This window comes from Rhodococcus sp. ZPP (assembly GCF_017656075.1).
Taxonomy (GTDB): Bacteria; Actinomycetota; Actinomycetes; order Mycobacteriales; family Mycobacteriaceae; genus Rhodococcus_F; species Rhodococcus_F oxybenzonivorans.
The window spans coordinates 3,514,165-3,536,081 of the sequence record NZ_CP058638.1; the positions used below are offsets into that span (position 1 = coordinate 3,514,165).

The window sequence follows — 21,917 nt, forward strand, 5'->3', positions numbered from 1 at the left end:
CTGCGAAAGGTACTGCTTCATGGCCTCCCTGCACGATCCATTACCGTTGCCCTGCGGTCAGATACTCCCGAACCGAATCATGAAGTCCGCGTTGAGTGAAGCGCTCGGTGATCGGCGGAACTCTCCTGACCACCGCCTCGAACAGCTATACGCCACCTGGAGCCGAGGCGGCTACGGGCTGCTCGTCACCGGCAACGTCATGGTCGACCGCACCCAGCTCGGCGAGCCGGGCAATATCGTCATCGAGGACGAGCGTGATCTCGACGCGCTGACCCGCTGGGCGAAGACGACCAAAGATGCCGGTGTCCCGATTTGGGTTCAACTCAATCATCCCGGACGTCAGGCGAACCCGCTCGCCCTCGGAAACACTCCCGTCGCTCCGAGTCCGGTGCCGCTCGATATTCCCGGCGCGTCCACCCCGCGGGAGCTGACCTCCGGTGAAATCGAGGGCATCGTCGAACGTTTCGCCGCCGCCGCGCTCGTCTGTGAGACAGCAGGTTTCGACGGCGTGCAGATTCACGGTGCCCATGGCTACCTCGTCGCCCAGTTCCTCTCACCGCTGGTGAACCGGCGCGATGACGAGTGGGGTGGTGACCCGCAGCGGCGGATGCGCTTCGTCCTCGAGGTGGTGCGTCGCATTCGCGCGCGGGTGTCACCGGGCTTCGCGGTCGGCATCAAACTCAACTCGGCCGACTTCCAACGCGGCGGATTCACCGAGGATGAGTCCCGCGCGGTGGTCGCGGCGCTGGCCCAGGAAGGCCTCGACCTGATCGAGGTCAGCGGAGGAAGCTACGAGTCTCCCGCCATGATGGGCAGTGCCGCGGCGAGTACCCGCGCTCGTGAGGCGTACTTTCTCGACTACGCACGCACTGTCCGCGCGCTGGCAGGAGATGTCCCGTTGGCAGTGACCGGCGGTTTCCGCTCCCGCACCGCCATGGAGGGGGCGATCGGTGCCGGCGAGTGCGATGTCGTCGGGATCGGACGGCCCACTGCGACGACCACCGATGCTGCCGACGTCATCCTCGCCGGGCGCGCCGACGGCCTCACCACTCATCAGTCGCGATCCGGAATGCGGGGTGTCCTGGGAAGGGTAGTCGACGTCAAGGCGCTGGACGGGCTCCTGGACCTCGGCTGGCACACCGACCAGCTGCACCGCATCAGCGCCGGTCTCGAACCCGATCTGAATCGGGGGCTGCTCGCCACCACGGTCGCACTGTTGCGTCGCAACGGGCGGACATCCTTTCGACCCAAGCGGGGCGGATAGGCCGGCCGAGGTGAACCGGTAGACCGGCGACCTGGGGGGCGGTGCTCAGAGGGAGTTCGGCTCGGCGTGCTCCAGGAGCCGGCCCGCGTTGGCGATTCCAGAAGCCAGTATCTCCGCCGACAGCTGTTCATCGGTTACGGCTCGGGCGAGCTGCATCGTGCCGACAAGTACCGCAATGAGGCCAATGGCTGTGCTTCTGGCAGAAGCCGATTCGTCACCGTCGGCGCGGCTCGCCACCACCTCGATAATTCTCGCGATTCCTTCGGTATATGCACTGCGGATCTCAGTGCTCGCCCGCCCGATCTCGTCCAGCAAGGCGGCTGAGGGACAACCCTGATCTGGATGATCGCGATGGTCGCACGACAGGTACTCCTCGACGAATGATTGGAGCGAACCGTCGTCGGAGAGCAACGAACGCAGCGTTTCCTCCTGCGCTGTCAACTGATCCGTGACGGTAATGGCGACGAGCTGATCTTTCGAACCGAAGTGCGCGTAGAAAGCGCCATTGGTCAGACCCGCGTCCGACATGAGCGCGCTCACGCCGGAACCATCGATACCGCTGCGCTTGAGTCGCCGACCCGCAGTGTCGAGTATGCGACGACGCGTCTGAGCCTTGTGCGCTTCGTCGTACCGCGCCATTTCTGCACCACCTTGCTTCATAGGTCACCACGGCGTCTTCCTTGCCAGCCATGAGTCTACGCGATAGCCTGACGTTCGTAATATTATGGTCGTACGCTAATCGGCTCGATGGTCGGCAAACGATCGATGTCGAGCTACAAGGAGTAGTAGAAATGTCTCTTCACAACGCGCAAGACAGCGACGCAATTGCTTGGGCAAAGGCGCCGACAAAAGTCATCGACGTCAACGGTGTGCCCTTCGCGTACCGCGAACTGGGGCCCAGGGGCGGAGTGCCGGTGGTGTTTCTTCACCATTTCACCGCGGTCATGGATGACTGGGACCCCCGAGTGTTGGACGGCATCGCTCGGCACCACCATGTGATCGCGTTCGACAATCGCGGGGTGGGTGCCAGCGGCTCGCGAGTACCCGCCGACCTCACGCAGATGGGCGTCGACGCAATTGCATTCATCCGCGCTCTCGGCCGCGACACCGTCGACTTGTTCGGTTTTTCGCTCGGAGGTGCGGTGGCTCAAGTCATCGCGCTGCGAGAACCTTGGCTCGTGCGACGAATGGTGCTCGCCGGTACCGGGCCGCGTGGGGGTAGCGGTATCGACAAGATGGCTCGAATCGTCACCAGTGCGTATCTGAAGGCAGCGCTCACGCGCAAGGACCCACGGCACTTCCTCTTCTTTCCCCGCACCTCTGAAGGCAAACGTGCAGCGAACGACTACTTCGCACGTTTGGCCGAGCGTACCGACGGCCGCGACAAGCCGATTTCCATCCAAGCCAGGTTTGCGCAAATCGCAGCGATCGTACGAGGCGGAAAGGCGACTCCGGACGACCTGTCGGTGGTCACCCACCCCACCTTCGTCGCGAATGGCGACCACGACCTGATGGTCGCGAGCGAGCACTCGGAGGACCTGGCGCGGCGACTGCCGAACTCGCAGTTGACGATCTATCCCAACTCCGGACACGGCGGGGTCTTTCAGTACCACCAGCGATTCGTTCCTGAAGTGCTCGAATTCCTTGCCCAGCCCTGAGTGGGGTACGTTTCCCTGCCTACTCGTACCCCGTTTGTGTACCTAATGAGTGACCGCAATCACAGGATCCACACCCGGTGCTCACGCACACTCCAGGCGCGTTCCCGAGCACCGGGTGTGCATCGAGTTGGTGTTCGAATGAAGGTAGGAAACCCCAAATGAGTCAGATCAGCATCGATCTCAATGTGGAGGTGCCGATGCGCGACGGCATGATTCTCAGGGCGGATGTTTATCGGCCGGCGGCGGCGGGTTCGTGTCCGGTGCTGATCCAGCGCACCCCGTACGACCGGACGGCATCGTTGAACGTTCTGATCTTCGACACCCTGACTGCAGTGAAGCGTGGCTACATCGTCGTGCAGCAGGACGCCCGTGGCCGATTCGATTCCAACGGAGAGCGGCTGCCCTGGGCCTACGAGCAGCAGGAGGGGTACGACACCGTCGTCTGGGCGACTGGCCTTCCCGGCAGCAACGGCAAGATCGGCATGTTCGGTGGAAGCTATACCGGTCAGACTCAATGGGCCGCAGCTCTCGCTCGCGGTGAAGATTCAACTCCTCTCCTCCACCGACCGCACCCTCTGGCCCACCGAATCACGCACCCTCATCCAGCGCTACAGCGACGCCCCACCCGCCCGGCTGTTCGTGCCCACCCTGCCCGCGTTCGCCGCATCCAAAACCGCCACCTGGTGCGATCGCGCCGCGGCCCGCGACCTCTGGGACCTATGGGGACTGACCAACATCGGCGCGATCAACCCCGAGACCGCGCACTGTTCCGCAAGCTCGGGCCGACCGGGAAGAACCTCGGCGCCTACGTCTTCACCCGCCCGCCCAGCGACAACGAATGGCACACACAACCCGCCGGCCAAACCAGACTCACCATCACCGCCACCGAGGCCCTCCACACCGTCCGCACCGCATGGGCGAGCCTGAAATGACTTTCGGGCGCGTCGGAGCCTGTGTGAACGTCCGCACGGGAGCGTCGCAGAAGCGGGTTGAAGCAGTCATAAAGGTTCGAGCGAGGCGGCCTATCCCGTACCGCAATCAGATGTCGGTCCCGTTGCATGCAGCAGTGGGGCCGCGCTTCGGGTCGAGTGGGTCCGCAATAGAAGGCCTACCGCATTTCACGGCGTCAGAACATCAGAAAGGCTGACGGGTCATCGAGCGAGAGTTGGCGTCACAAGGCCGTTCGGCCTGCCTAAGCCAACATTCCATACAGCGAGAGAGTCGTAGTCGCTCAGGTCGGTTGCTTCTCCAAGTCGTCGAGGTACTGGTTCAAGCCGGTGGAGGCGGCAGCGTCGGCGCGCTCGTGAAGATGTGTGCGGAGACGTCGTGCCAACCTGCTCACCGCGGGTCCGGCGTCCAGTATCGGTCGTACCAGCCCGAGCCGAGCGCACTGCTCGGCGAGCGGCAACAGTTCCGTCAGTGCCTCATCTTCCTGTCCCATGGTGGCCGACACTTCCACCTGCAGCAGGGCGGCGTGCAGGAATGCCCGCGGGCGAACCCGTCGATCGATCGACTCGACGAGGGCGTGTGCCCTTTCGTAGACGGGCGCGAGGTCCTGATCGTGGGCGGTCAGTGCTGACCGAATCGCCGAATCCTCTTCCAGTTCGAAAGTCACGACGGCGATTCCGTTGTTCCGGTCGGGCATTTGTCGGCTCTCGAGGTCGATAACCGGGGGCCCGGAAGCCGCGTGTCCAATCCCGGTTCGAACTCGTTCGTTGGTAATGCGCGCTGCCAAACGGGGCAAGCCCAGTTGTTGCGCCAGCCGGGCACCCTCGTCGAGACGCGCCTTCGCCGCATCCTTTTGTCCGAGTAGGAGTTTCAGTCGGGCACCCGTGCCGTAGGTGGCAAGCATGAAGTCGACGGTGCCACCCTCGGCACCCAAGGTGTGGCTACGGTCGAGGAGTTGATCCGAGTCGGCGAGGTGCCCCTGTTCGTACAGCAGGTCGCCGAGTAGGGCAGCGGTGAGCCGGGTGCCGTAGCCGAGACCCTCTTCGGCCTCCGAGGCCAGTGTCATAGCGTGCCGGAAACTGGTCTCAGCCGCTGGCAGATCGAGTTGTTCGCGTGCCGCGATCCCGGCCATGCAATATCCGTACAACACGCTGAAGGGCCCGGCGGACCGTTGGTGGAAGGGAAGGGCCCATTTTTGCCATCGGCGGGCTTCGTCGAAATCGAATTGGTAGATAGCGCGGAAGGATGCGACGTCGGCGGCTCCGCACAGTACCCATGGCCGCAGTGTGTCCGTCCGGGCCATACACTTCTCGACGGTCTCATCGAGTCCGTCGATCTTGTCGTCGAACGCGGCGACAGCAGCCCGGATGGATGTCACTTCGACGCGCATATCTACGACAGCGTGGTCGCCATCGTCGCCGCTGGCCAGTGCGGTCTCCGCGACGGAAAGATTGTGTTCGGCGTCGCGCGGATGATGCAGCAACGCGTGCGCCCACGCGATAGCGATGTGTAAGCGGGGCCGATCGGTAGTTCCCTTCGCCGGCAGCTTCGCGGCGAGACCGAGAAGCGTCCCCATCTGCGACTGCTCGAGTAAATCCATCGCGGCGTCCTCGACGAGCGTGACAGCATCGTCTTCCTCGCCTGCGAGGAGGTAGTGGTCAACCGCCTGGCTGAGAAGGTGCCGGTCCGCGAACCACCGACCTGCTCGACGATGAAGCTCGACAATTCGGTCGGGATCGTCACGCTCGAGGCGGTGTTGCAGGAACTCGGCGAACAGATGGTGGTAGCGGAACCATCTCCCTTCCTCATCGAGCCGTCGCAGGAACAGATCACGGGACTCGATGTCCTCGAGCGTCGCTTGCCCTTCCCGGCTGTCGGTGAGCGCGCGTGCCAAGCTGCCGCAGATTTTCTCGGTGATCGAGGTCGCGAGGAGGAAATCGAGGGTGCCTCGATCGAGATTGCCGAGGACGTTCTCGGCCAAATACTCGCCTATAGCCCGATTCCCTCCGGACAGGTGGTCGATCAGCCTCCGTGGGTCCGGGTGATCACGCAGGGCAAGTGAGACCAGTTGTAGTGCCGCTGCCCATCCGTCCGTCGACTGTTCGAGCTCGACGATGTCAGGTGCGTCCAGGTGGAGGCCGGAGCGGTCCACCAACAACTGGGTCGACTCCCGGACGTCGAAACGCAAAGCGGAGGAGTCTATTTCGACGAGTTCGTTGCGCACGCTCAATCTACTGAGCGGCAGACCCAGCCGGGTGCGGCTGGTGACGATCAAATGTAGATGGTGGCAGCCGTGCTCGAGCAGGAATGCCAGCGCCAACCGCGTGTCTTCGTTGCTCACGCGGTGCCAATCGTCGATGACCACTGCGACGTGCTGGTCGGCCGAATGAAGCTTGTCGATCAACGAGGTGAGAACATACCGTTCGCGGTCCGCGCCGTAGACTTCGAGTTCACGAACCAGCTCTCGGCCGAAAGCTGGTTCCGCCACCGCAATGGACTCGATCAGGTGGGTGAGGAACCAGATGAGCGTGTTGTCGTCGTTGTCGATTGTCAGCCACGCGGTAGCCACCCCTTCCTCCCGCAGGGCCGCAAGCCGTTGAGCGGCGAGCGTGCTCTTACCGAACCCGACAGGTCCGTGAATGAGCACTAGACGCCGACGCCCGCTCCGACGGAGGCGCTCGAGCAGTTGCGTGCGCGCCACCGCCGCACCCGATGTAACCGGTGGACGGTACTTGGTGGACGCACTCGGTGGCGGAGGACGATCCAGCCGGGTCCCGCTGCCCCGTCGGTATCGAAGGTACTCGGACACGCCGACCTCGACCTCATCCGAGGGCAGGAAGGGGCGGTCTGCCTCATCGACGATCGGAAGCGGGATATCCGCCAGGGCCAGGCCGATGTGTTCGCCCGCCCGTCGCAGCGCGCCGCCCAGGTCCGCAGCAGTGGCGGGGCGCTCCGCTGGGTCCCGGGCCATTGCCGACTCGACCACGTCGCACACCGCTTCGGGGACACCCGCATCTCGCAGATCGGGCAGCGGCTCCGTGCCGATGCGCATCAGCTGGGCGAAGACCTGCTCGCCGCGGCGACGGGCAAACGCGGGCCGGCCCGCCAGTGCCGTGAACAGTGTCGCCCCGAGGCCATAGACATCCGTGACCACCGACGCGTCGGCGCCGCTGAGCAGTTCCGGGGCGGTGTAAGCGGGTGACCCGGCCACCAGACCCCGGGTGGTCTCCTCGCCGCCCGTGATGCGTGCGATGCCGAAGTCGGTCAGCTGCGGCTCGCCGTACTCGGTCAACAGAATGTTCCCCGGTTTGATGTCGCGATGCAGTACTCCCGCGCGATGAGCGGTTTCCAGAGCACCGGCGAGTTTGACACCGACGGCCAGCGCCTCTGCAGCCGTCAACGCGCCGTGCTTGGTGATCCAGGAATCGAGGGAATCACGGCGGTGAAATGGCATCACAATGTAGGGGCGACCGGTGTAGGTGATTCCCGCTTGCAGCACGTGGACGATGTTCGGGTGTCCGGACAACCGCCCCATCGCCTGTTGCTCGCGCAGGAAACGGGCCCGATCCATGTGGTCCGGGTCTGGGCTCAGGACTTTGACGGCGACCACGCGGTCGAGCGTCGGCTGCCGACACCGGTACACGATGCCGAAGCCGCCGCGGCCGACGATGCACGCGTTTTCGAAACCTTCAGCCGCCAACTCCGCGACGACGTCTGCGTCGACCTGTCGTTGCGTGCTCTCGGTGGCGTCGTCCGGCATGGCAAGCCTCAGCGCACGTCGCCTGGTTCGCCGATGCGGCGTGCCCGGACCGACCAACACCTGCCCATGAGGGCCTCCTCGCACTGCGCCTACCCCATTCTAGATACCGGCAGCCATCCAGTCGCCGAAAAGCGTTTGCCGGCGTCAGGGTGGGAAGAATCGGGCGGACACCGGTCCAGAGGCCGATCGGTGCTAGGGCTGGTTCGTCAACGTACGGACGTTGATGATGTGGTGGGGGGTGGGTGTAGATGTTCATGGTGGTGCCGCGGAGGAATCCGAAGAGGGTCAGTCCGGTGTCGTGGGGCGTGTCAACCGCGTTGTGCCGGCCGACGTCCTCCTTGACCGTCAGCAGGTCCCCGGTGGCAGTGAACATCGGCCGCGTGCAACCCGCCGGTGGTGTCGAACACCTTCTGCGCCGCCCGCAGGGTGTCCGACAACATTGCGGGGGTGGCCGAGTCGATGCGCACCGGATCGGTGGCCGGGGAATGCTTCGTGCGTTGCCGGATCGCGTCGAGGAACGCCGTCCCACATACCCCGCAGGAGGAGGGGGTGTAAAAGTTGCGTTTGATGCCGTTGTCGGGCAGGAAGATCCCCGAGGCGAGGCGAGGCGAGGTCGACGTCGAGGACGTTGTAGGTGTTGATCCCGTGCCCGTCGACACTGTTGCAGTACCGGATCGCCGCGGTATCCGCCCTGTCGCCGATGATGCACTCGGTGAACAGAAAGCCTGCGCGAGTGTCACATCCGAACCCGGGACACCCGAGGCAACCAGTTGCCAGCCCCTGCGGTTGTGATGAATGAGCCCCTACAGATCTGTGATGTTGTCCAGTCGGCGCGTTGAGACGGCGTCGAGGACGTGTGGGTCGTTCTCGCCATTGACTCGAACAAACGTTCGAGCTAGAATTGAATCATGGGGATCGGGGAGGATATCCAGGGGGCGTTGTCGGACGAGATTCTGGCGACTGCGGTCGGTGATGCGTGGCGTCTGGCCGAGGCCGAGTTGCTCGAATCGGTGGTTGCTGTGTCGGAGGAGATTCAGCGACTCGAGGCTTTGCGGGTCAGGCTGGTCGGTGCCGTCGACCACCGCTGCAGGGTCGATGTGCTCGGCTTTCCGAACACCAAGATGTGGCTGGCCTCCACAACATTGCTCGAGGTCGGTGCGGCGGGACGAATCGTGATGTTGGGCCGAGGGTTACGTTCCCAACCGGAAATCGCGGACGCATACTTCGACACCACGATGTCGGCGGAGCACGCCGCACTGATCATGAAATTCTGCGAGAGACCGCCCCAAGGCATGCCACGCGAAGCGATGGACGACTGCCGAACCGCGTTGCTGTACGCGGCGAGCGGTCCTACCGCCAACACCGACGCGGTGCGGGCCGTCATCGCTCGACTCGAACGCGCCTTCGAATCCGACGACCCGCCGCCCGCCGAAGACACCGAACTCAACGAATTCCACGCATCCAGAACACTCAACGGACGCGTCGCCGTCAAAGGCGACCTCGACGCCGTCACCGGCGAAATGCTGCTCTCCGCGCTCTCCGGACTCTCCAAGCCGCGACCCGCGCAGGACGGAACCACAGACACCCGCACCCCCGGACAGCGCAGGGCCGACGGATTCACCGAACTGCTGCGCCGCTACCTCAACTCCGCAATCGCCGGCGAAGAAGGCGGAGAACGACCCCACGTCTCCCTCCACATCAACATCAAAGACCTCGCCGACCACCCCAACCACGCCGACTCCAGCGCAGAAGATCAGCGCGGCGCCTGCGCGACCGACCCGTCGCTGTTCGCGGTCGATGGGGTCGCGTGGACCGAGTGGATGGGACCGCTGAGCCTGCGAGCGGCTCGGCTCCTCAGCTGCGACTCGATCTACACGCCGATCGTGCTCGACGACCACGGCGCGCCACTCGACCTCGGCACCACCACCCGGACCGTGACCAAACGACAACGAAAAGCGCTGGTCGCGAGAGATCGAGGATGCGCATTTCCCGGATGCGGCGCGCCACCCTCATGGTGCGAGGGCCACCACATCATCCACTGGTCCAAAGGTGGGCCCTCCGACATGGACAACCTCGTGCTGCTCTGCGGGTTCCATCACCGACTGCTCCACCACAGCGACTGGGAAATCGAAATGGGAGCAGACCGGCACCCCGCCTTCATCCCACCCCGGCAAGTCGACTTGGAACGCACACCCATCCCCGCGCACAACCAGGACCGACCCCGAGCGGCCTGACCCCGAGGCGCGACACACACTTGGCGACTCCGCAACAGGACCACTCCTGTTGCAGAGCCGGCATGCCGTCATGCAAATGCAAGCGCCAAGCGCCCAGGCCGGACGTCAGCGACCTCAGTCCTCATCAACCCCACCAAGCCCGTTGCTACTAAACCAGTTCTCAGCGTCGGTCTACTTCCGATGTCCCGGTCAGAACCGACCCAGTCGTCGTGGATCGAGGTCGAGCCGACGCAGTAACTGGGCGTTGAGCGCGACGACGACGGTGGACACGGACATCAGGATCGCGGCCACTGCCGGTGAGATTGCGACACCGGCGAAGGCGAGCACACCCGCGGCCAGTGGGACGGCGATGATGTTGTATCCGGTTGCCCACACCAGGTTCTGCCACATCTTGCGGTAGCTGGCGCGGGAGAGGTCGATGATCGACAGCACCGCTCGGGGGTCGTCGGCGGCCAGGACAACGCCGGCAGATTCGATGGCGACGTCCGTTCCCGCCCCGATCGCGACACCCACATCGGCCCGGGCGAGCGCCGGTGCGTCGTTGACACCGTCCCCGACCATCGCCACCCGATGTCCCCGCTTTTGCAGTGCAGCGACTTCGGCGTCCTTGTTTTCGGGCAGTACGTCGGCGAGGGTTTCGTCGATGCCGAGGTCGGCCGCCACGGCGTCCGCCACCTGCCGGGCGTCGCCGGTGATCATCGCGACCTTCACACCGCGGGCGTGGAGTGCGTCGACCGCCTGCCGCGACTCCGGGCGGACGGCGTCCTCGAGCGCGAGCGCACCCAGAACCGCCCCGTCGCGGACCACGTGCAGTACGGAAGCGCCACGATCGATCCAGCCCGCGATAGTGCGCGTAATCGATTCCGGGGCAACGATCTCCAGTCCGGCAAGCATGGCCGGTCCACCCACCGCGACCGTATGGTCGTCGACGACCGCGCGCACGCCCCGGCCGGGATCCGAACGAAACTGTGACGCGTCGGTGTGTATGTTCGCGGGTACCCGGGCGGCGGCCTCGGCGACGATGGCGCGGGCCACGGGATGCTCGCTGTCTGCCTCGACCGCTGCTGCCAGAGCGAGCAGTTCGTGCTCCGTGGTGCCGGCGACGGCGACGACTCCGGTGACCGCATGCCTGGCCTGCGTCAGCGTGCCGGTCTTGTCGAACAGCACGACGTCCACATTTCGCATGCGCTCGAGTGCGAGGCGGTCCTTCACCAGCACACCGGCCTTCGCGGCGCGTTCGGTGGAGATGGCGATGACGAGGGGGATGGCCAGACCGAGGGCATGCGGGCAGGCGATCACCAGAACGGTCACCGTGCGCACGACCGCTTCGTCGACGTTCCCGAGAAGCGACCACACCAGGAAGGTGAGAACGCCTGCGAGCGAGGCGAAGTAGAAGAGGAACGCCGCGGCACGATCCGCGAGGGCCTGGGCGCGCGACGACGAGGCCTGGGCGTCGGCGACGAGACGCTGAATTCCGGCGAGTGCGGTGTCTGCCCCCACTGCGTCGACGTGGACACGGAGGGCGCTGTCCGTGGCGACGGTTCCGGCCACGACCCTGTCGCCGGTGGTGCGGAGGACAGGGGCGGATTCGCCGGTGATCATCGACTCGTCGACCTCTGCCTGCCCGTCCGCCACGGTGCCGTCGGCGGGGACACGGGCGCCTGCGCGCACCAGAACCAGGTCACCCGCCGACAATTCGGAGACGGGCACTTCGGTGATTCCGTCATCGGTAACCTTGTCGGCGGTGTCCGGAAGGAGCGCCGCGAGCGCGTCGAGTGCGCCGGACGCCGAGCCGAGGGCCCGCATCTCCAGCCAATGGCCGAGCAGCATGATGACGATGAGAAGCGCCAGTTCCCACCAGAAGTCGAGGTTGAACCCACCCAGTCCCAGTGTCGTCACCCACGACGCCAGAAACGCCACCGTGATGGCCATGCTGATCAACAGCATCATGCCGGGCCGGCGCGACTTCAGCTCGGCCCATCCGCCTGTGAGGAATGGGGCGCCGCCGTAGACGAAGATTGCGGTGCCGAGGACGGGGGGAATCCAGGACGCTCCCGGGAAGTCGGGAACCATGTAGCCGAGGAGGTCGGCGAACATGTGGCTGAACGCCACCACCGGCACCGACAGCAGAAGACTGACCCAGAACTTCTCCCGGAACATCTCGCCGTGAGCCCCGTGTCCGGCGTGCCGGTCACCGTGTTCCTGGTGGCTGTCGTGCCCGGCGTGCCCGACGTGTACTTCTTGTTGATGTTGGTGAGACATGGCTGCTCCCTTGGAAGCTGTGCTCGTTTCGGTGGGTCAGGAACGCACCAGGCGTGCGATGGCGTCGGTAGCTTCCTTGATCTTGGCTTCGGCCTCCGGCCCGCCTGCGACGGCGGCGTCGACGACGCAGTGGCTGATGTGGTCGTCGAGCAGACCGAGCGCCACGGCTTGCAGCGCCTTGGTCATCGCGGAAACCTGGGTGAGGATGTCGATGCAGTACTTCTCGTCCTCGACCATCCGCTGAAGGCCGCGGGCCTGGCCCTCGATCCGGCGTAACCGCTTGAGATACTCGTCCTTTCCGCTGATGTAGCCGTGTCCGGCATGCTCGTCGTGTGGGGTGTCTGCGGAAGCCATGGTCATCGCTCTTTCGGGTCGGAGGTCAGTGGTTGGAATCGGCGCAGTCGTAAACTGTTGCTGACGACGAACACCGAGGAGAACGCCATCGCGGCGCCGGCCAGCATCGGGTTGAGCAGACCGGCAGCGGCCAAGGGCAGTGCGGCCACGTTGTAGGCGAAGGCCCAGAAGAGATTGCCCTTGATGGTGCTCAATGTTCTGCGGGACAAGCGAATCGCGTCGGCGGCGGCCCGTAGATCCCCGCGCACGAGGGTGAGGTCGCTGGCCTCGATCGCGACATCGGTTCCGGTGCCCATGGCCAGCCCCAGGTCGGCCTGGGTGAGGGCGGCGGCGTCGTTGACACCGTCACCGACCATCGCCACCACTTTCCCCTCGGCCTGCAGTCGTTTCACCACATCGAGCTTGTCCTGGGGAAGGACTTCCGCGATCACCTCGTCGATGCCGACCTGGGCGGCAATGGCCCGTGCTGCCGATTCGTTGTCGCCGGTCAGCATGATCGGGGTGAGACCCAGACGGCGGAACTGTGACACTGCCTCGCGTGAGGTCGGTTTCACGGAGTCGGCGACTACCAGCACACCGCGGGCCTCACCGTCCCAGCCGATCCCGACCGCGGTTCGGCCCTTCGCTTCCGCCGCGTCCACCGCCTCGCGGAGCGCGGCGGGAAGGTGCAGTGACCAATCACGGAGCAACGTCAGTCGTCCGATGACCACCGCATGTCCGTCGATGACACCCTGAACGCCGAGTCCCTCGATGTTGACGAACTGCTCGACCTCCGGCAGCGTGCCGAGTCGGTCCCGCGCGGCGCGTGCGACGGCACGGGCGATGGGATGCTCCGAGGCATCTTCCAAGGCGCCCGCGTACCGCAGGACGGTGTTCTCGTCCGTGCTTCCGTCGGTCACAACGTCGTGCAGCGACATCGTGCCGGTGGTGATGGTGCCGGTCTTGTCGAGCACGACGGTGTCGACGCGGCGGGTGGATTCCAGCACCTCCGGGCCCTTGATGAGTATTCCCAGCTGTGCGCCGCGTCCGGTGCCCACCATCAGGGCGGTCGGAGTCGCGAGGCCGAGGGCGCACGGGCACGCAATGATGAGGACGGCGACCGCGGCCGTGAAGGCTGCAGCGACGGAGCCGCCGGTACCGATCCAGAAACCCAGCGTCGCCACCGACAGCGCGATCACGATCGGCACGAAGATTCCGGAGATCCGGTCTGCCAGCCGTTGCACCTGCGCTTTGCCGGTCTGGGCGTCCTCGACCATTTCCGCCATCTGGGCAAGCTGGGTGTCGGAGCCGATCCGGCTGGCCTCGACCACGATTCGGCCACCGACGTTCACGGTGGCGCCCGCGACCTCGGAGTCGGGCGCCACTTCCACGGGCACCGACTCCCCGGTCAGCATCGACGCGTCGACGGCGGAAGATCCCTCGATGACGACGCCGTCGGTGGCAATCTTCTCACCGGGACGAACCACGAAGCGGTCGCCCACGGCCAGCCTGTCGACGCTGATCAACTGTTCGACTCCGTTGCGCAGCACCGATACTTCCTTGGCGCCCATCTCCAGTAGTGCCCGCAGCGCTGCGCCTGCCCGGCGTTTGGCGCGGGCCTCGAAGTAGCGGCCGGCGAGGATGAAGGTGGTGACACCGGCTGCGGCTTCGAGATAGATGTTGCCGCTGCCGTCGATGCGCGCGATCGTCAGTTCGAAGGGGTGTGTCATGCCCGGAATTCCGGCCGTTCCCCAGAACAATGCGTACAAGGACCAGCCGAACGCGGCGAGGGTGCCCATCGACACCAGGGTGTCCATGGTGGCGGTGCCGTGCCGGAGATTGGTCCAGGCGGCGTGGTGGAAGGGCCACGCGCCCCAGACCACGACCGGTGCGGCGAGCGTGAGGGACAGCCACTGCCAGTTGGTGAACTGCAGTGCCGGGACCATCGCCACCGCAATGACCGGAACGGTCAACGCGGCCGAAACCAGGAGCCGCTGTCGCAGGCTCGCGGCGGGATCCTCCTCGTCCACGACGGGTCGCCCGGTCTCGGGCAAGCGCGCCGTGTACCCGGCTTGTTCTACGGTGCTCACCAGGTCGTCTGGGGACACGTCGGCGGAGTAGTGCACCCGCGCCTTCTCGGTGGCGTAGTTGACGGTGGCGGTCACCCCGTCGAGCTTGTTGAGCTTGCGCTCGATGCGGTTGGCGCACGACGCACACGTCATTCCGCCGATCGACAACTCGACCTGGGAGCCCGCCGGCGCAGGAACGTCGGTGGTGCGGGTCATCATTCCTCCTCGGAATGTGCGGAAACCGTGAACTCGGCGGTGTGAACCGCCCCGGCGTGCTGGAAGTCGAGGAACAAGCGGTACTCGCCTGGGCTGGGTGCGGTGACCGCGAAGTCGATGCCGGGCCCCGCGGGCGTCACGCCGTCCCCGGGATGTCCCTCTGGGTGCACGTGTAGATAGCCGAGGTCAGCGGTGCGAAGCGCGACCAGGTGGCCATAGGCGCCGAGGTAGGGCTGCAGGTCGGTGACCGGCGATCCGTCACGACCGACCGCGAGGGTCAGGGTGGAGGTCTGTCCGGGTTCGAGGGTGCCGTCGAGGGTGACGGTGTAGCCGTCGACGGTGGTCGTCGTCTCCGCCGTCGGTAGGACCTGCGGGTCGTAGCTGCCGGCGACCCGCAGGTCGGTACCGAGGGTCAGCGCGTCCCCGCCCGCAGGCATGAAGTCGGCGAACACCCGGTAGTCACCCGCCCGGGCCAGATCGAGTGAGACGCTCCACGTGCCCGACTCGTCGAGGCTGGGGTGCACGTGCTGGTAGCCGGTCAGGTCGCGGCGCACCGCGATGAGGTGCAGTTGTTTCTCATGCTGGTCGGCGTATCGCGTCACGGGAGTTCCCGTGTGGTCGAGGATGCGGAACTGCACGGGGACCTCGGTGCCGGTGGCGGCGATCGACGACGCCAGTTCCAGGGTGTAGCCGTCCTGCGTGGAGCGCAGTCCCTTCGGTGTCGCGTCGGCGGCTTCCGGGTGGCCTCCGGGGTCGTGGCCTCCGGTGTTATGGCCTTCGGTGCCGTCGCCCGCGGAACCGTGGCCGGGGTCGTCGGCGGCGTGTGATGTGGGTTCGTCGATGTCCGGTCCGACCAACGCTCCCACTCCCGTCGCGGCAGCGAAGACGGCGACGAGACCGAGGGTGAAACCGGCGAACTTACCGGTGGCGTTCATGATGGTTACTCCTGCGGACAGGTGGGCGGCGACTCAGCCGGCCACGGAATATCCGGCCTCTTCTACGGCGTCGGTGACGGCGCGCGGATCGAGGTCGGTGGTGCTGTCGATGACGACCTTGCCGGTGGCGAGGTCGACGTCTACGGAGGTGACTCCGGGAATGGCGCCGATTTCTTCGCTCACCGACGCGACGCAATGGTTGCAGGTCATGCCGGTGACGATCACGGTCGAAGTGCTCACGGATGTGCCTTTCTCTCTGGGCTCTCGATGTCCGACTCTGGTAGCTACCATACCCCCCTAAGGTATTTGCGCAAGGTCCCGTATCGCCGGGTTCGGCGTTTTCCGTCACACGTCGGTCGCGGAAGGTATTGAGTTGTTCTCACCTGCGTCTCGCGCCACCGGGAAAGGAAGCCGGCGATGTCACTCGTCACGTTGCGAACCCAACTGCTGCGCCGCAAACCGCTCGAGGAGATCGAGGAGGACACGCCTGCCGACGAGCGACTCGCCAAATCGCTCGGGTTGTGGCAGCTCACCGCGATCGGGGTGGGCGGCATCATCGGTGCCGGGGTGTTCTCCCTCGCCGGATCCGTCGCGCACTCGGTGACCGGGCCGGCCGTGTTGATTTCCTTCCTGATCGCGGGAATCGCCAGCGCCGCCGCCGCGCTCTGTTACGCCGAATTCGCGGGCATGATCCCCAAGGCCGGCTCCGCCTACACCTACGGGTACGTCGCCCTCGGTGAAATAGTCGGCTGGTTCATCGGCTGGGATCTGCTCCTCGAGTACGTGGCGGTCGCCGCGGTTGTCGCGATCGGCGTGTCCGGGTACTTCCGGTTCCTACTCGAGCAGATCGGCATATCCCTGCCCGACTGGATGATGGGCGCACTCGGCACCGGTGACGGTCACGTCTTCGACGTCTTCGCCGCGTTGTTCTGCCTAGGCACGGCCTGGGTGCTCTCCCGTGGCATCAAGAGTGTAGGGCGATTCGAGACGGTCGCGGTCGCGATCAAGGTGGCGCTCGTCGTGCTGATCATCGTGCTCGGCGTGTTCCACATCGACAGCGCCAACTACACCCCCTACTTTCCGTTCGGCACCGCCGCAGTGATGACCGGAGCGGCGACCGTGTTCTTCGCCGTCTTCGGCTACGACGCGATGAGCACCGCCGCCGAGGAGTCGAAGGAAGCGAAGAAGCATCTGCCCAAGGCGATCCTGTACTCGCTCGGCATCGCCATGGCCCTGTACGTGCTCGCGACCCTGGTACTCACTGGAATGCAGAAGTACACCGAGATCAGCCCTGACAGCGGCTTCTCCACCGCATTCGAATCCGTCGGGATGCCCGGAGTCGCGAACATCATCGCCGTCGGCGCCATCGTCGGCATCATCACCGTGGTGCTCACCTTCATGCTCGGCGTGACCCGGGTGTGGTTCGCGATGAGCCGGGACGGTCTGCTGCCCGAATGGTTCGCCAAGACCCATCCGGTGCGGAAGGTGCCCACTCGGGTCACCTGGATCGTGGGCGTCGGCTCCGCATTGATGGCCGGCTTCCTGCCCATCAACACGGTGGCCGAGCTGACCAACATCGGCATCCTGTCGGCCTTCATCGTCGTCTGCATCGCAGTGGCCGTCCTACGGCATACCCGCCCCGAGGTGCCCCGCTCCTTCCGGTTGCCGTTCATGCCGGTGGTGCCGATCATCGGTGTGGTCTTCTCCGGGTGGCTCATCCTCTCACTCCCCTGGGAGACCTGGCTGCGATTCGGAATCTGGCTGATTCTCGGCCTCCTCGTGTACTTCTTCTACTCCCGGACGCACTCGAAACTCGAGTCCAACGAACCGGTGTCGCCGGCTTCATAGCCCGACGGCGCGCAATCCGACGGAACCCGCAGCACAATGGTGCGATGGCGGACCCCGGATTCACCCCGACACAGCTCGCAGCGCGTGCTGCGTATCTGCTTCGCGGCAACGACCTGGGCACGATGACCAGCGCGGCGCCCCGCCTCTACCCGCACATGTGGAGCTGGGACGCCGCGTTCGTTGCTGTCGGTTTGGCGCCGCTGAGCGTCGAACGAGCCGTAGTCGAACTCGACACCCTGCTGTCGGCGCAATGGAAGAACGGGATGATTCCGCACATCGTGTTCGCTAACGGGGTGGACGGTTACTTTCCCGGGCCGGCCAGGTGGGAGACCGCGACGCTCGCGGCGCACGCCCCCAACGGGCCGCAGACGTCCGGCATCACGCAACCACCGGTCCATGCCATCGCCGTGCAGCGCATCCTCGACCATTCACGCCGGCACGGGCGCACCACCCGCGCCGTGGCCGAGGAATTCCTCGACCGTCGCTGGCCCGACCTCGTCCGCTGGCACCGATGGCTGGCCCACGCGCGTGACCTCGACGGTAACGGCCGGATCGCCCTGTTCCACGGCTGGGAGTCGGGCATGGACAACTCGCCGCGCTGGGACCTCTCGTACGCCAACGTGGTGACCGGGACGATGCCGAAGTACTTGCGCGAGGATCTGACCGTCGTCGCGGATACGTCGCAGCGTCCGTCCAACGGCGAGTACGACCGGTACCTGTGGCTGCTCGAGGAGATGAAGAGCGTCCGCTACGATGACGAAGAACTGGCCACCGCCATGAGTTTCGCCGTGGAGGACGTGTTCGTCAGCGCGGTCTTCTCGATGGCATGCGAAGTCCTCGCCACCATCGGTGAGGAGCACTCGATGCCGAATTCCGACGTGCGGGAGCTGCACGGCTGGGCCGGACGCTTCCGCCAGGGCGTGCTCACCACCACCGACGAACGATCCGGCGCCGCACGGGACTTCGACCTGCGGAGCGGAAAGTGGATTTCCACCGAAACCCTCGCCATGTTCTCGCCGCTGCTGTGCGGCGGTTTGAGCCGGGACGCCGAACGAGCCCTGCTGCGCACCTTCGAGGGCCCGAAATTCTGCGGACACCCCGATCTCCGGTATGCGGTGCCGCCGTCGACATCCCCGGTGTCGCGCGACTTCCGGTCCCGTGAATACTGGCGCGGTCCGGTGTGGCCGGTGATGACCTGGCTGTTCTCATGGGCTTTCGCACGGCGCGGGTGGGCGGAACGCTCGCACATGCTCCGATCCGAAGGCTTGCGACAGGCCAGCGACGGCAGCTTCGCCGAGTACTACGAACCGTTCACGGGCGAACCCCTGGGCAGCATGCAGCAGTCGTGGACCGCCGCCGCGGTGCTGGACTGGTTGGGCTGACCCGCCTGTGAGTACTTATTAACACTCCGCGGTTAACAAGTACTCACAGGCGCGAAGCGCTAACCTCGGGCGCATGGATATCGGGGAGAACGTCCGAAAGCTGTCCAAAATCGCACCAATTCTCGTCGCGGGGGCTGTTGCAGCAGCGGTGCCGGGGATTGCCGCCGCCGAACCCGTCAGGGGGCCCGACGTCGCATCCTGGCAACATCCGGGCGGTTCGCCGATCGACTGGTTCGCCGTCCGCAACGCCGGCCACGACTTCGCAATGGTGAAGGCCACCGAGAGCTTGAACTACGTCAATCCGTTCTTCGTGCAGGACTGTCTGGCCATGCGGGTGGCCGGAGTGTCCCGCGGCGCTTATCACTACGCCGACCCCACTCAGTCACCGGAAGCGCAGGCCGCCTTCTATTCGACGGTGGTGCTGGGCATCAACGGCCCCGGCGACATGCCACCGGTTCTGGACATCGAGCATTCCGGTGGGTTACCGCCCGCCGCGTTGATCGACTGGACGCACCGCTACCTGAACACGGTGCGGGCGCTCACCGGACGTCAGCCGATCATCTACACGTATCCCAACTTCTGGCGCACGGCGATGGCCGACACCCACGAATTCGCCGGGTATCCCCTGTGGATCGCCGATTACAACGGGCAGAACGCCCCCGGACCGCTTCCGGGCGGCTGGAACACGTGGAGCTTCTGGCAGTACACCAGCACCGGCCGCATTCCCGGTGTCAACGGCAACGTCGACCTCAACGTCTACAGCGGAGCGCAGGGCGACTTCGCCCGGTACTCCAACAGCGCGTCGCCGTTCGGCAGTTAGGCCACCTGTCGGTTGACCCCGGGGCGCTCGGTGAGCCGCCCGGGGTCAACCGACCGGGTCAGGCGCCGATCCGGCCGCCCGACTTCCAGACGGCGACGACAGCGGGACGCGGCTGCGAACTTCCGCCGTCGGGCCAGTGTGAGGCGGGGTTGTCGGCGCTGGCGTCGTCGGATTCACCCGGGTGCTGCACGCACACGACCACTCGATCCTCGTCGATGATCGGCCCGCACGTCTCGGCGCCCTTCGGCACCGACAGGAACTGTTTGGTTTCGCCGCGGTTCGCGCCGTCGAGGGTGACGCTGAACAGTCCGTCGTTCGACTTCAGCGCGTTGCCGTCGGTGGAGATCCACAGATTGCCGTGCGTGTCGAACGCCAGGTTGTCGGGGCACGAGATGGGGCTGACCTTCGCCTTGTCGAACCCGCCGAAGTAGGTGTCGGCTTCTTTCGGGTCGCCGCAGACGAGCAGCAGATTCCAGGTGAACGACGTGCCGGCGTGGTCGTCGGTGAGCTCGAGAACCTGGCCGTTCTTGTTGTTGTTGCGGGGATTCGCCTCGTCGGCGGCGGCAGCGCCGTCGACGCCTCGCTTGGTGTTGTTGGTCAGCGCCACATACACCTTGCCGGTCTTCGGGTTCGGCTCGAAGTCCTCGGGGCGGTCCATCTTGGTGGCACCGACCTTGTCGCCGGCCTCGCGGGTGAAAACCGCGACCTCCTCGGCGCTCATGCCGTCGACGAGGGACTCGCCCCTGCCGTCTTCGCCAGTGCGGAGCAACGGAATCCACTCGCCGGTGCCGTCGAAGGAACCGCTCGACGGCAGCGTGCCGGAGCCGTCGACCTCGTCCGGGGAGTTGCCGGTGAACTTGGCGACGTACAGTGTGCCGGCGTCGAGCAATGTCATGTTGTGGCGCACGGCCGCCTGGCTGTTGCCTTCCATCATCTTTCGGCTGGAAACGAACTTGTACATGTAGTCGAAACGCTCGTCGTCCCCGCTGTAGGCGACCACGGTGCCGTCGTCGGTGACGTGGATGGTCGCGGCCTCGTGCTTGAACCGGCCGAGTGCGGTGTGCTTGACCGGCGCGGACGCGGCATCCCAGGGATTCACCTCGACGACGTACCCGAAGCGGTTCACCTCGTTGGGGTCCTGCGTCAGGTCGAAACGGCGGTCGGAACGCTCCCACTTACGTTCGGAGGCAGCACCTTCCAGGCCGTAACGCTTCAAGCGCGCGGCGACGACCGGGTCGGTGACCAGTTCGGCGTTCGCGAAGTACTGGTTGAAGTTCTCCTCACCCGACAGCACCGTGCCCCATGGCGTGAGGCCGCCGGAGCAGTTGTTGAGGGTGCCGAGGACCCTGGTGCCCGTCGGATCGGCAGACGTCTTCAGGAAGTCGCTGCCGGCCGCGGGCCCGGTGACGACGAACTCGGTGGTCGCGGTGATGCGCCGGTTGTAGGGTCCGAAACCGGGAGTGAGCTTGCCGGAGCCGCTCTGACCTTTCACCTGCAGCACGGACAGTCCATGGGCGGCGAGTGCGATCTGGAATTGTTCGGGAGATGGATTGTCGGCGTCATACCCCTTGAACATGAACGGCTCGCTGCTGTACTCGTGATTGACCACCAACAGGAACGTGTCGGGCTGGCCGTCGACGGGGAGGAGTCCGGCGAAGTCGTTGTTGTATCCGAACTGTTGCGCCTGCGCGGCCGCGGTCTGATTGTCGAAGTCGAATGCGGGGGCGCCGGCGAGGACCGGGTCACCCCAGCCGATCACGACCGCCTGCTCGTATCCCTCGGGAACGACGACGGCGTCCTCGGTGTTCGGGGCCACGGCCGTGAAGTTCGTGCCGTTCGGCGCGGCATTGTCCGAGCCCCCTGTGCTCGAACTACTGCCGCTGTCCGAGTCGGTCGAACATGCTGCGAGCGCACTGCCCGCACCCACGGCGAGCACCGCCATCCCGGCACCGCGCAGGACGCCCCGCCGGGAGAGTGCCGCACGGGCGATGTCGCGGAAGTACTCACCCTGCGAATCGTTGGGCACGTCGTGGGAGCAGGCGTTGCCGCACTTGTACTGGCAGGTGACGGCGGCGCGCGACGACACGCCGTCGTGGGTGACGAACAGTGCGAGGGGTTTCAAGCTCACCGTGGCTCCCGATTAGAAGTGGAATAACTTCGGCACCGTAGAAGTCGTAAACAAGGGAAA

Annotated in this window: 15 protein-coding genes and 2 pseudogenes; 8 read left to right on the forward strand and 9 right to left on the reverse strand. The window is 65.5% G+C overall.

Annotated elements, in window-relative coordinates; genetic code table 11:
- The first annotated feature begins 19 nt into the window (after nucleotides 1-19).
- Nucleotides 20-1,264: an NADH:flavin oxidoreductase/NADH oxidase family protein gene (locus HYG77_RS16675; protein ID WP_208959942.1), complete on the forward strand. Its 1,245-nt coding sequence runs from the start codon at nucleotides 20-22 to the stop codon at nucleotides 1,262-1,264.
- A 45-nt stretch (nucleotides 1,265-1,309) separates the two neighbouring features.
- Here HYG77_RS16675 and HYG77_RS16680 read toward each other — a convergent pair whose 3' ends face one another.
- Nucleotides 1,310-1,924 (reverse strand): TetR/AcrR family transcriptional regulator, encoded by a 615-nt coding sequence (locus HYG77_RS16680; RefSeq protein WP_348273560.1) that lies wholly within the window; start codon nucleotides 1,922-1,924, stop codon nucleotides 1,310-1,312.
- Nucleotides 1,925-2,055: 131 nt separating this feature from the next.
- On the opposite strand from HYG77_RS16680, the gene HYG77_RS16685 reads away from it, so the two are divergent.
- The 3 genes and pseudogenes from HYG77_RS16685 to HYG77_RS39655 all read left to right on the forward strand — a co-directional run bounded on the left by HYG77_RS16685 (nucleotide 2,056) and on the right by HYG77_RS39655 (nucleotide 3,849).
- Nucleotides 2,056-2,922 (forward strand): alpha/beta hydrolase, encoded by an 867-nt coding sequence (locus HYG77_RS16685; protein ID WP_208959944.1) that lies wholly within the window; start codon nucleotides 2,056-2,058, stop codon nucleotides 2,920-2,922.
- A 197-nt stretch (nucleotides 2,923-3,119) separates the two neighbouring features.
- Nucleotides 3,120-3,440: pseudogene (locus HYG77_RS39650) on the forward strand (CocE/NonD family hydrolase); the annotation flags it as partial.
- 19 nt (nucleotides 3,441-3,459) lie between these two features.
- Nucleotides 3,460-3,849 carry a nucleotidyl transferase AbiEii/AbiGii toxin family protein gene (locus tag HYG77_RS39655; RefSeq protein ID WP_230990289.1) on the forward strand — a complete coding sequence of 130 codons (390 nt, stop codon included), beginning with the start codon at nucleotides 3,460-3,462 and terminating at the stop codon, nucleotides 3,847-3,849.
- A 304-nt stretch (nucleotides 3,850-4,153) separates the two neighbouring features.
- Here HYG77_RS39655 and HYG77_RS16695 read toward each other — a convergent pair whose 3' ends face one another.
- Together HYG77_RS16695 and HYG77_RS39660 are read right to left on the reverse strand one after the other, a co-directional pair.
- On the reverse strand, nucleotides 4,154-7,630 hold the full coding sequence (locus HYG77_RS16695) for a serine/threonine-protein kinase (RefSeq protein WP_208959946.1): 3,477 nt from the start codon (nucleotides 7,628-7,630) through the stop codon (nucleotides 4,154-4,156).
- A gap of 235 nt (nucleotides 7,631-7,865) precedes the next feature.
- Nucleotides 7,866-8,356: pseudogene (locus HYG77_RS39660) on the reverse strand (formate dehydrogenase accessory sulfurtransferase FdhD); the annotation flags it as partial.
- 182 nt (nucleotides 8,357-8,538) lie between these two features.
- Here HYG77_RS39660 and HYG77_RS16705 point away from each other — a divergent pair.
- Nucleotides 8,539-9,864 carry an HNH endonuclease signature motif containing protein gene (locus HYG77_RS16705; protein WP_208959947.1) on the forward strand — a complete coding sequence of 442 codons (1,326 nt, stop codon included), beginning with the start codon at nucleotides 8,539-8,541 and terminating at the stop codon, nucleotides 9,862-9,864.
- Nucleotides 9,865-10,053: 189 nt separating this feature from the next.
- Here the strand turns inward: HYG77_RS16705 and HYG77_RS16710 are convergent, their stop codons facing one another.
- From HYG77_RS16710 to HYG77_RS16730, 5 genes are read right to left on the reverse strand one after another with little or no spacing between them, the layout of a single operon-like run.
- Nucleotides 10,054-12,126, reverse strand: coding sequence for a heavy metal translocating P-type ATPase (locus HYG77_RS16710; RefSeq protein WP_208959948.1), 2,073 nt, complete (start codon nucleotides 12,124-12,126; stop codon nucleotides 10,054-10,056).
- 36 nt (nucleotides 12,127-12,162) lie between these two features.
- A complete protein-coding gene (locus HYG77_RS16715) occupies nucleotides 12,163-12,480 on the reverse strand; it encodes a metal-sensitive transcriptional regulator (protein WP_109335477.1) in 318 nt (105 codons plus the stop codon).
- A 2-nt stretch (nucleotides 12,481-12,482) separates the two neighbouring features.
- A complete protein-coding gene (locus tag HYG77_RS16720) occupies nucleotides 12,483-14,744 on the reverse strand; it encodes a heavy metal translocating P-type ATPase (RefSeq protein ID WP_208959949.1) in 2,262 nt (753 codons plus the stop codon).
- On the reverse strand, nucleotides 14,744-15,679 hold the full coding sequence (locus tag HYG77_RS16725) for a hypothetical protein (protein ID WP_208959950.1): 936 nt from the start codon (nucleotides 15,677-15,679) through the stop codon (nucleotides 14,744-14,746). Before HYG77_RS16725 ends, HYG77_RS16720 begins: the two co-directional genes overlap by 1 nt.
- A gap of 33 nt (nucleotides 15,680-15,712) precedes the next feature.
- The gene (locus tag HYG77_RS16730; RefSeq protein WP_208959951.1) at nucleotides 15,713-15,919 is read right to left on the reverse strand and encodes a heavy metal-associated domain-containing protein; all 207 of its coding nucleotides are present in this window, start codon (nucleotides 15,917-15,919) and stop codon (nucleotides 15,713-15,715) included.
- A 177-nt stretch (nucleotides 15,920-16,096) separates the two neighbouring features.
- On the opposite strand from HYG77_RS16730, the gene HYG77_RS16735 reads away from it, so the two are divergent.
- The 3 genes from HYG77_RS16735 to HYG77_RS16745 all read left to right on the forward strand — a co-directional run bounded on the left by HYG77_RS16735 (nucleotide 16,097) and on the right by HYG77_RS16745 (nucleotide 19,729).
- Complete coding sequence (locus tag HYG77_RS16735) at nucleotides 16,097-17,527, forward strand: amino acid permease (protein WP_208959952.1); 1,431 nt, start codon at nucleotides 16,097-16,099, stop codon at nucleotides 17,525-17,527.
- A 44-nt stretch (nucleotides 17,528-17,571) separates the two neighbouring features.
- The gene (locus tag HYG77_RS16740) at nucleotides 17,572-18,909 is read left to right on the forward strand and encodes a glycogen debranching protein (protein WP_159922797.1); all 1,338 of its coding nucleotides are present in this window, start codon (nucleotides 17,572-17,574) and stop codon (nucleotides 18,907-18,909) included.
- Between the two features lie 73 nt (nucleotides 18,910-18,982).
- Nucleotides 18,983-19,729, forward strand: a complete 747-nt coding sequence (locus tag HYG77_RS16745; protein ID WP_109334643.1) for a glycoside hydrolase family 25 protein — start codon at nucleotides 18,983-18,985, stop codon at nucleotides 19,727-19,729.
- A gap of 58 nt (nucleotides 19,730-19,787) precedes the next feature.
- Here HYG77_RS16745 and HYG77_RS16750 read toward each other — a convergent pair whose 3' ends face one another.
- On the reverse strand, nucleotides 19,788-21,857 hold the full coding sequence (locus HYG77_RS16750) for a PhoX family phosphatase (RefSeq protein ID WP_208959953.1): 2,070 nt from the start codon (nucleotides 21,855-21,857) through the stop codon (nucleotides 19,788-19,790).
- Nucleotides 21,858-21,917: the final 60 nt, after the last annotated feature.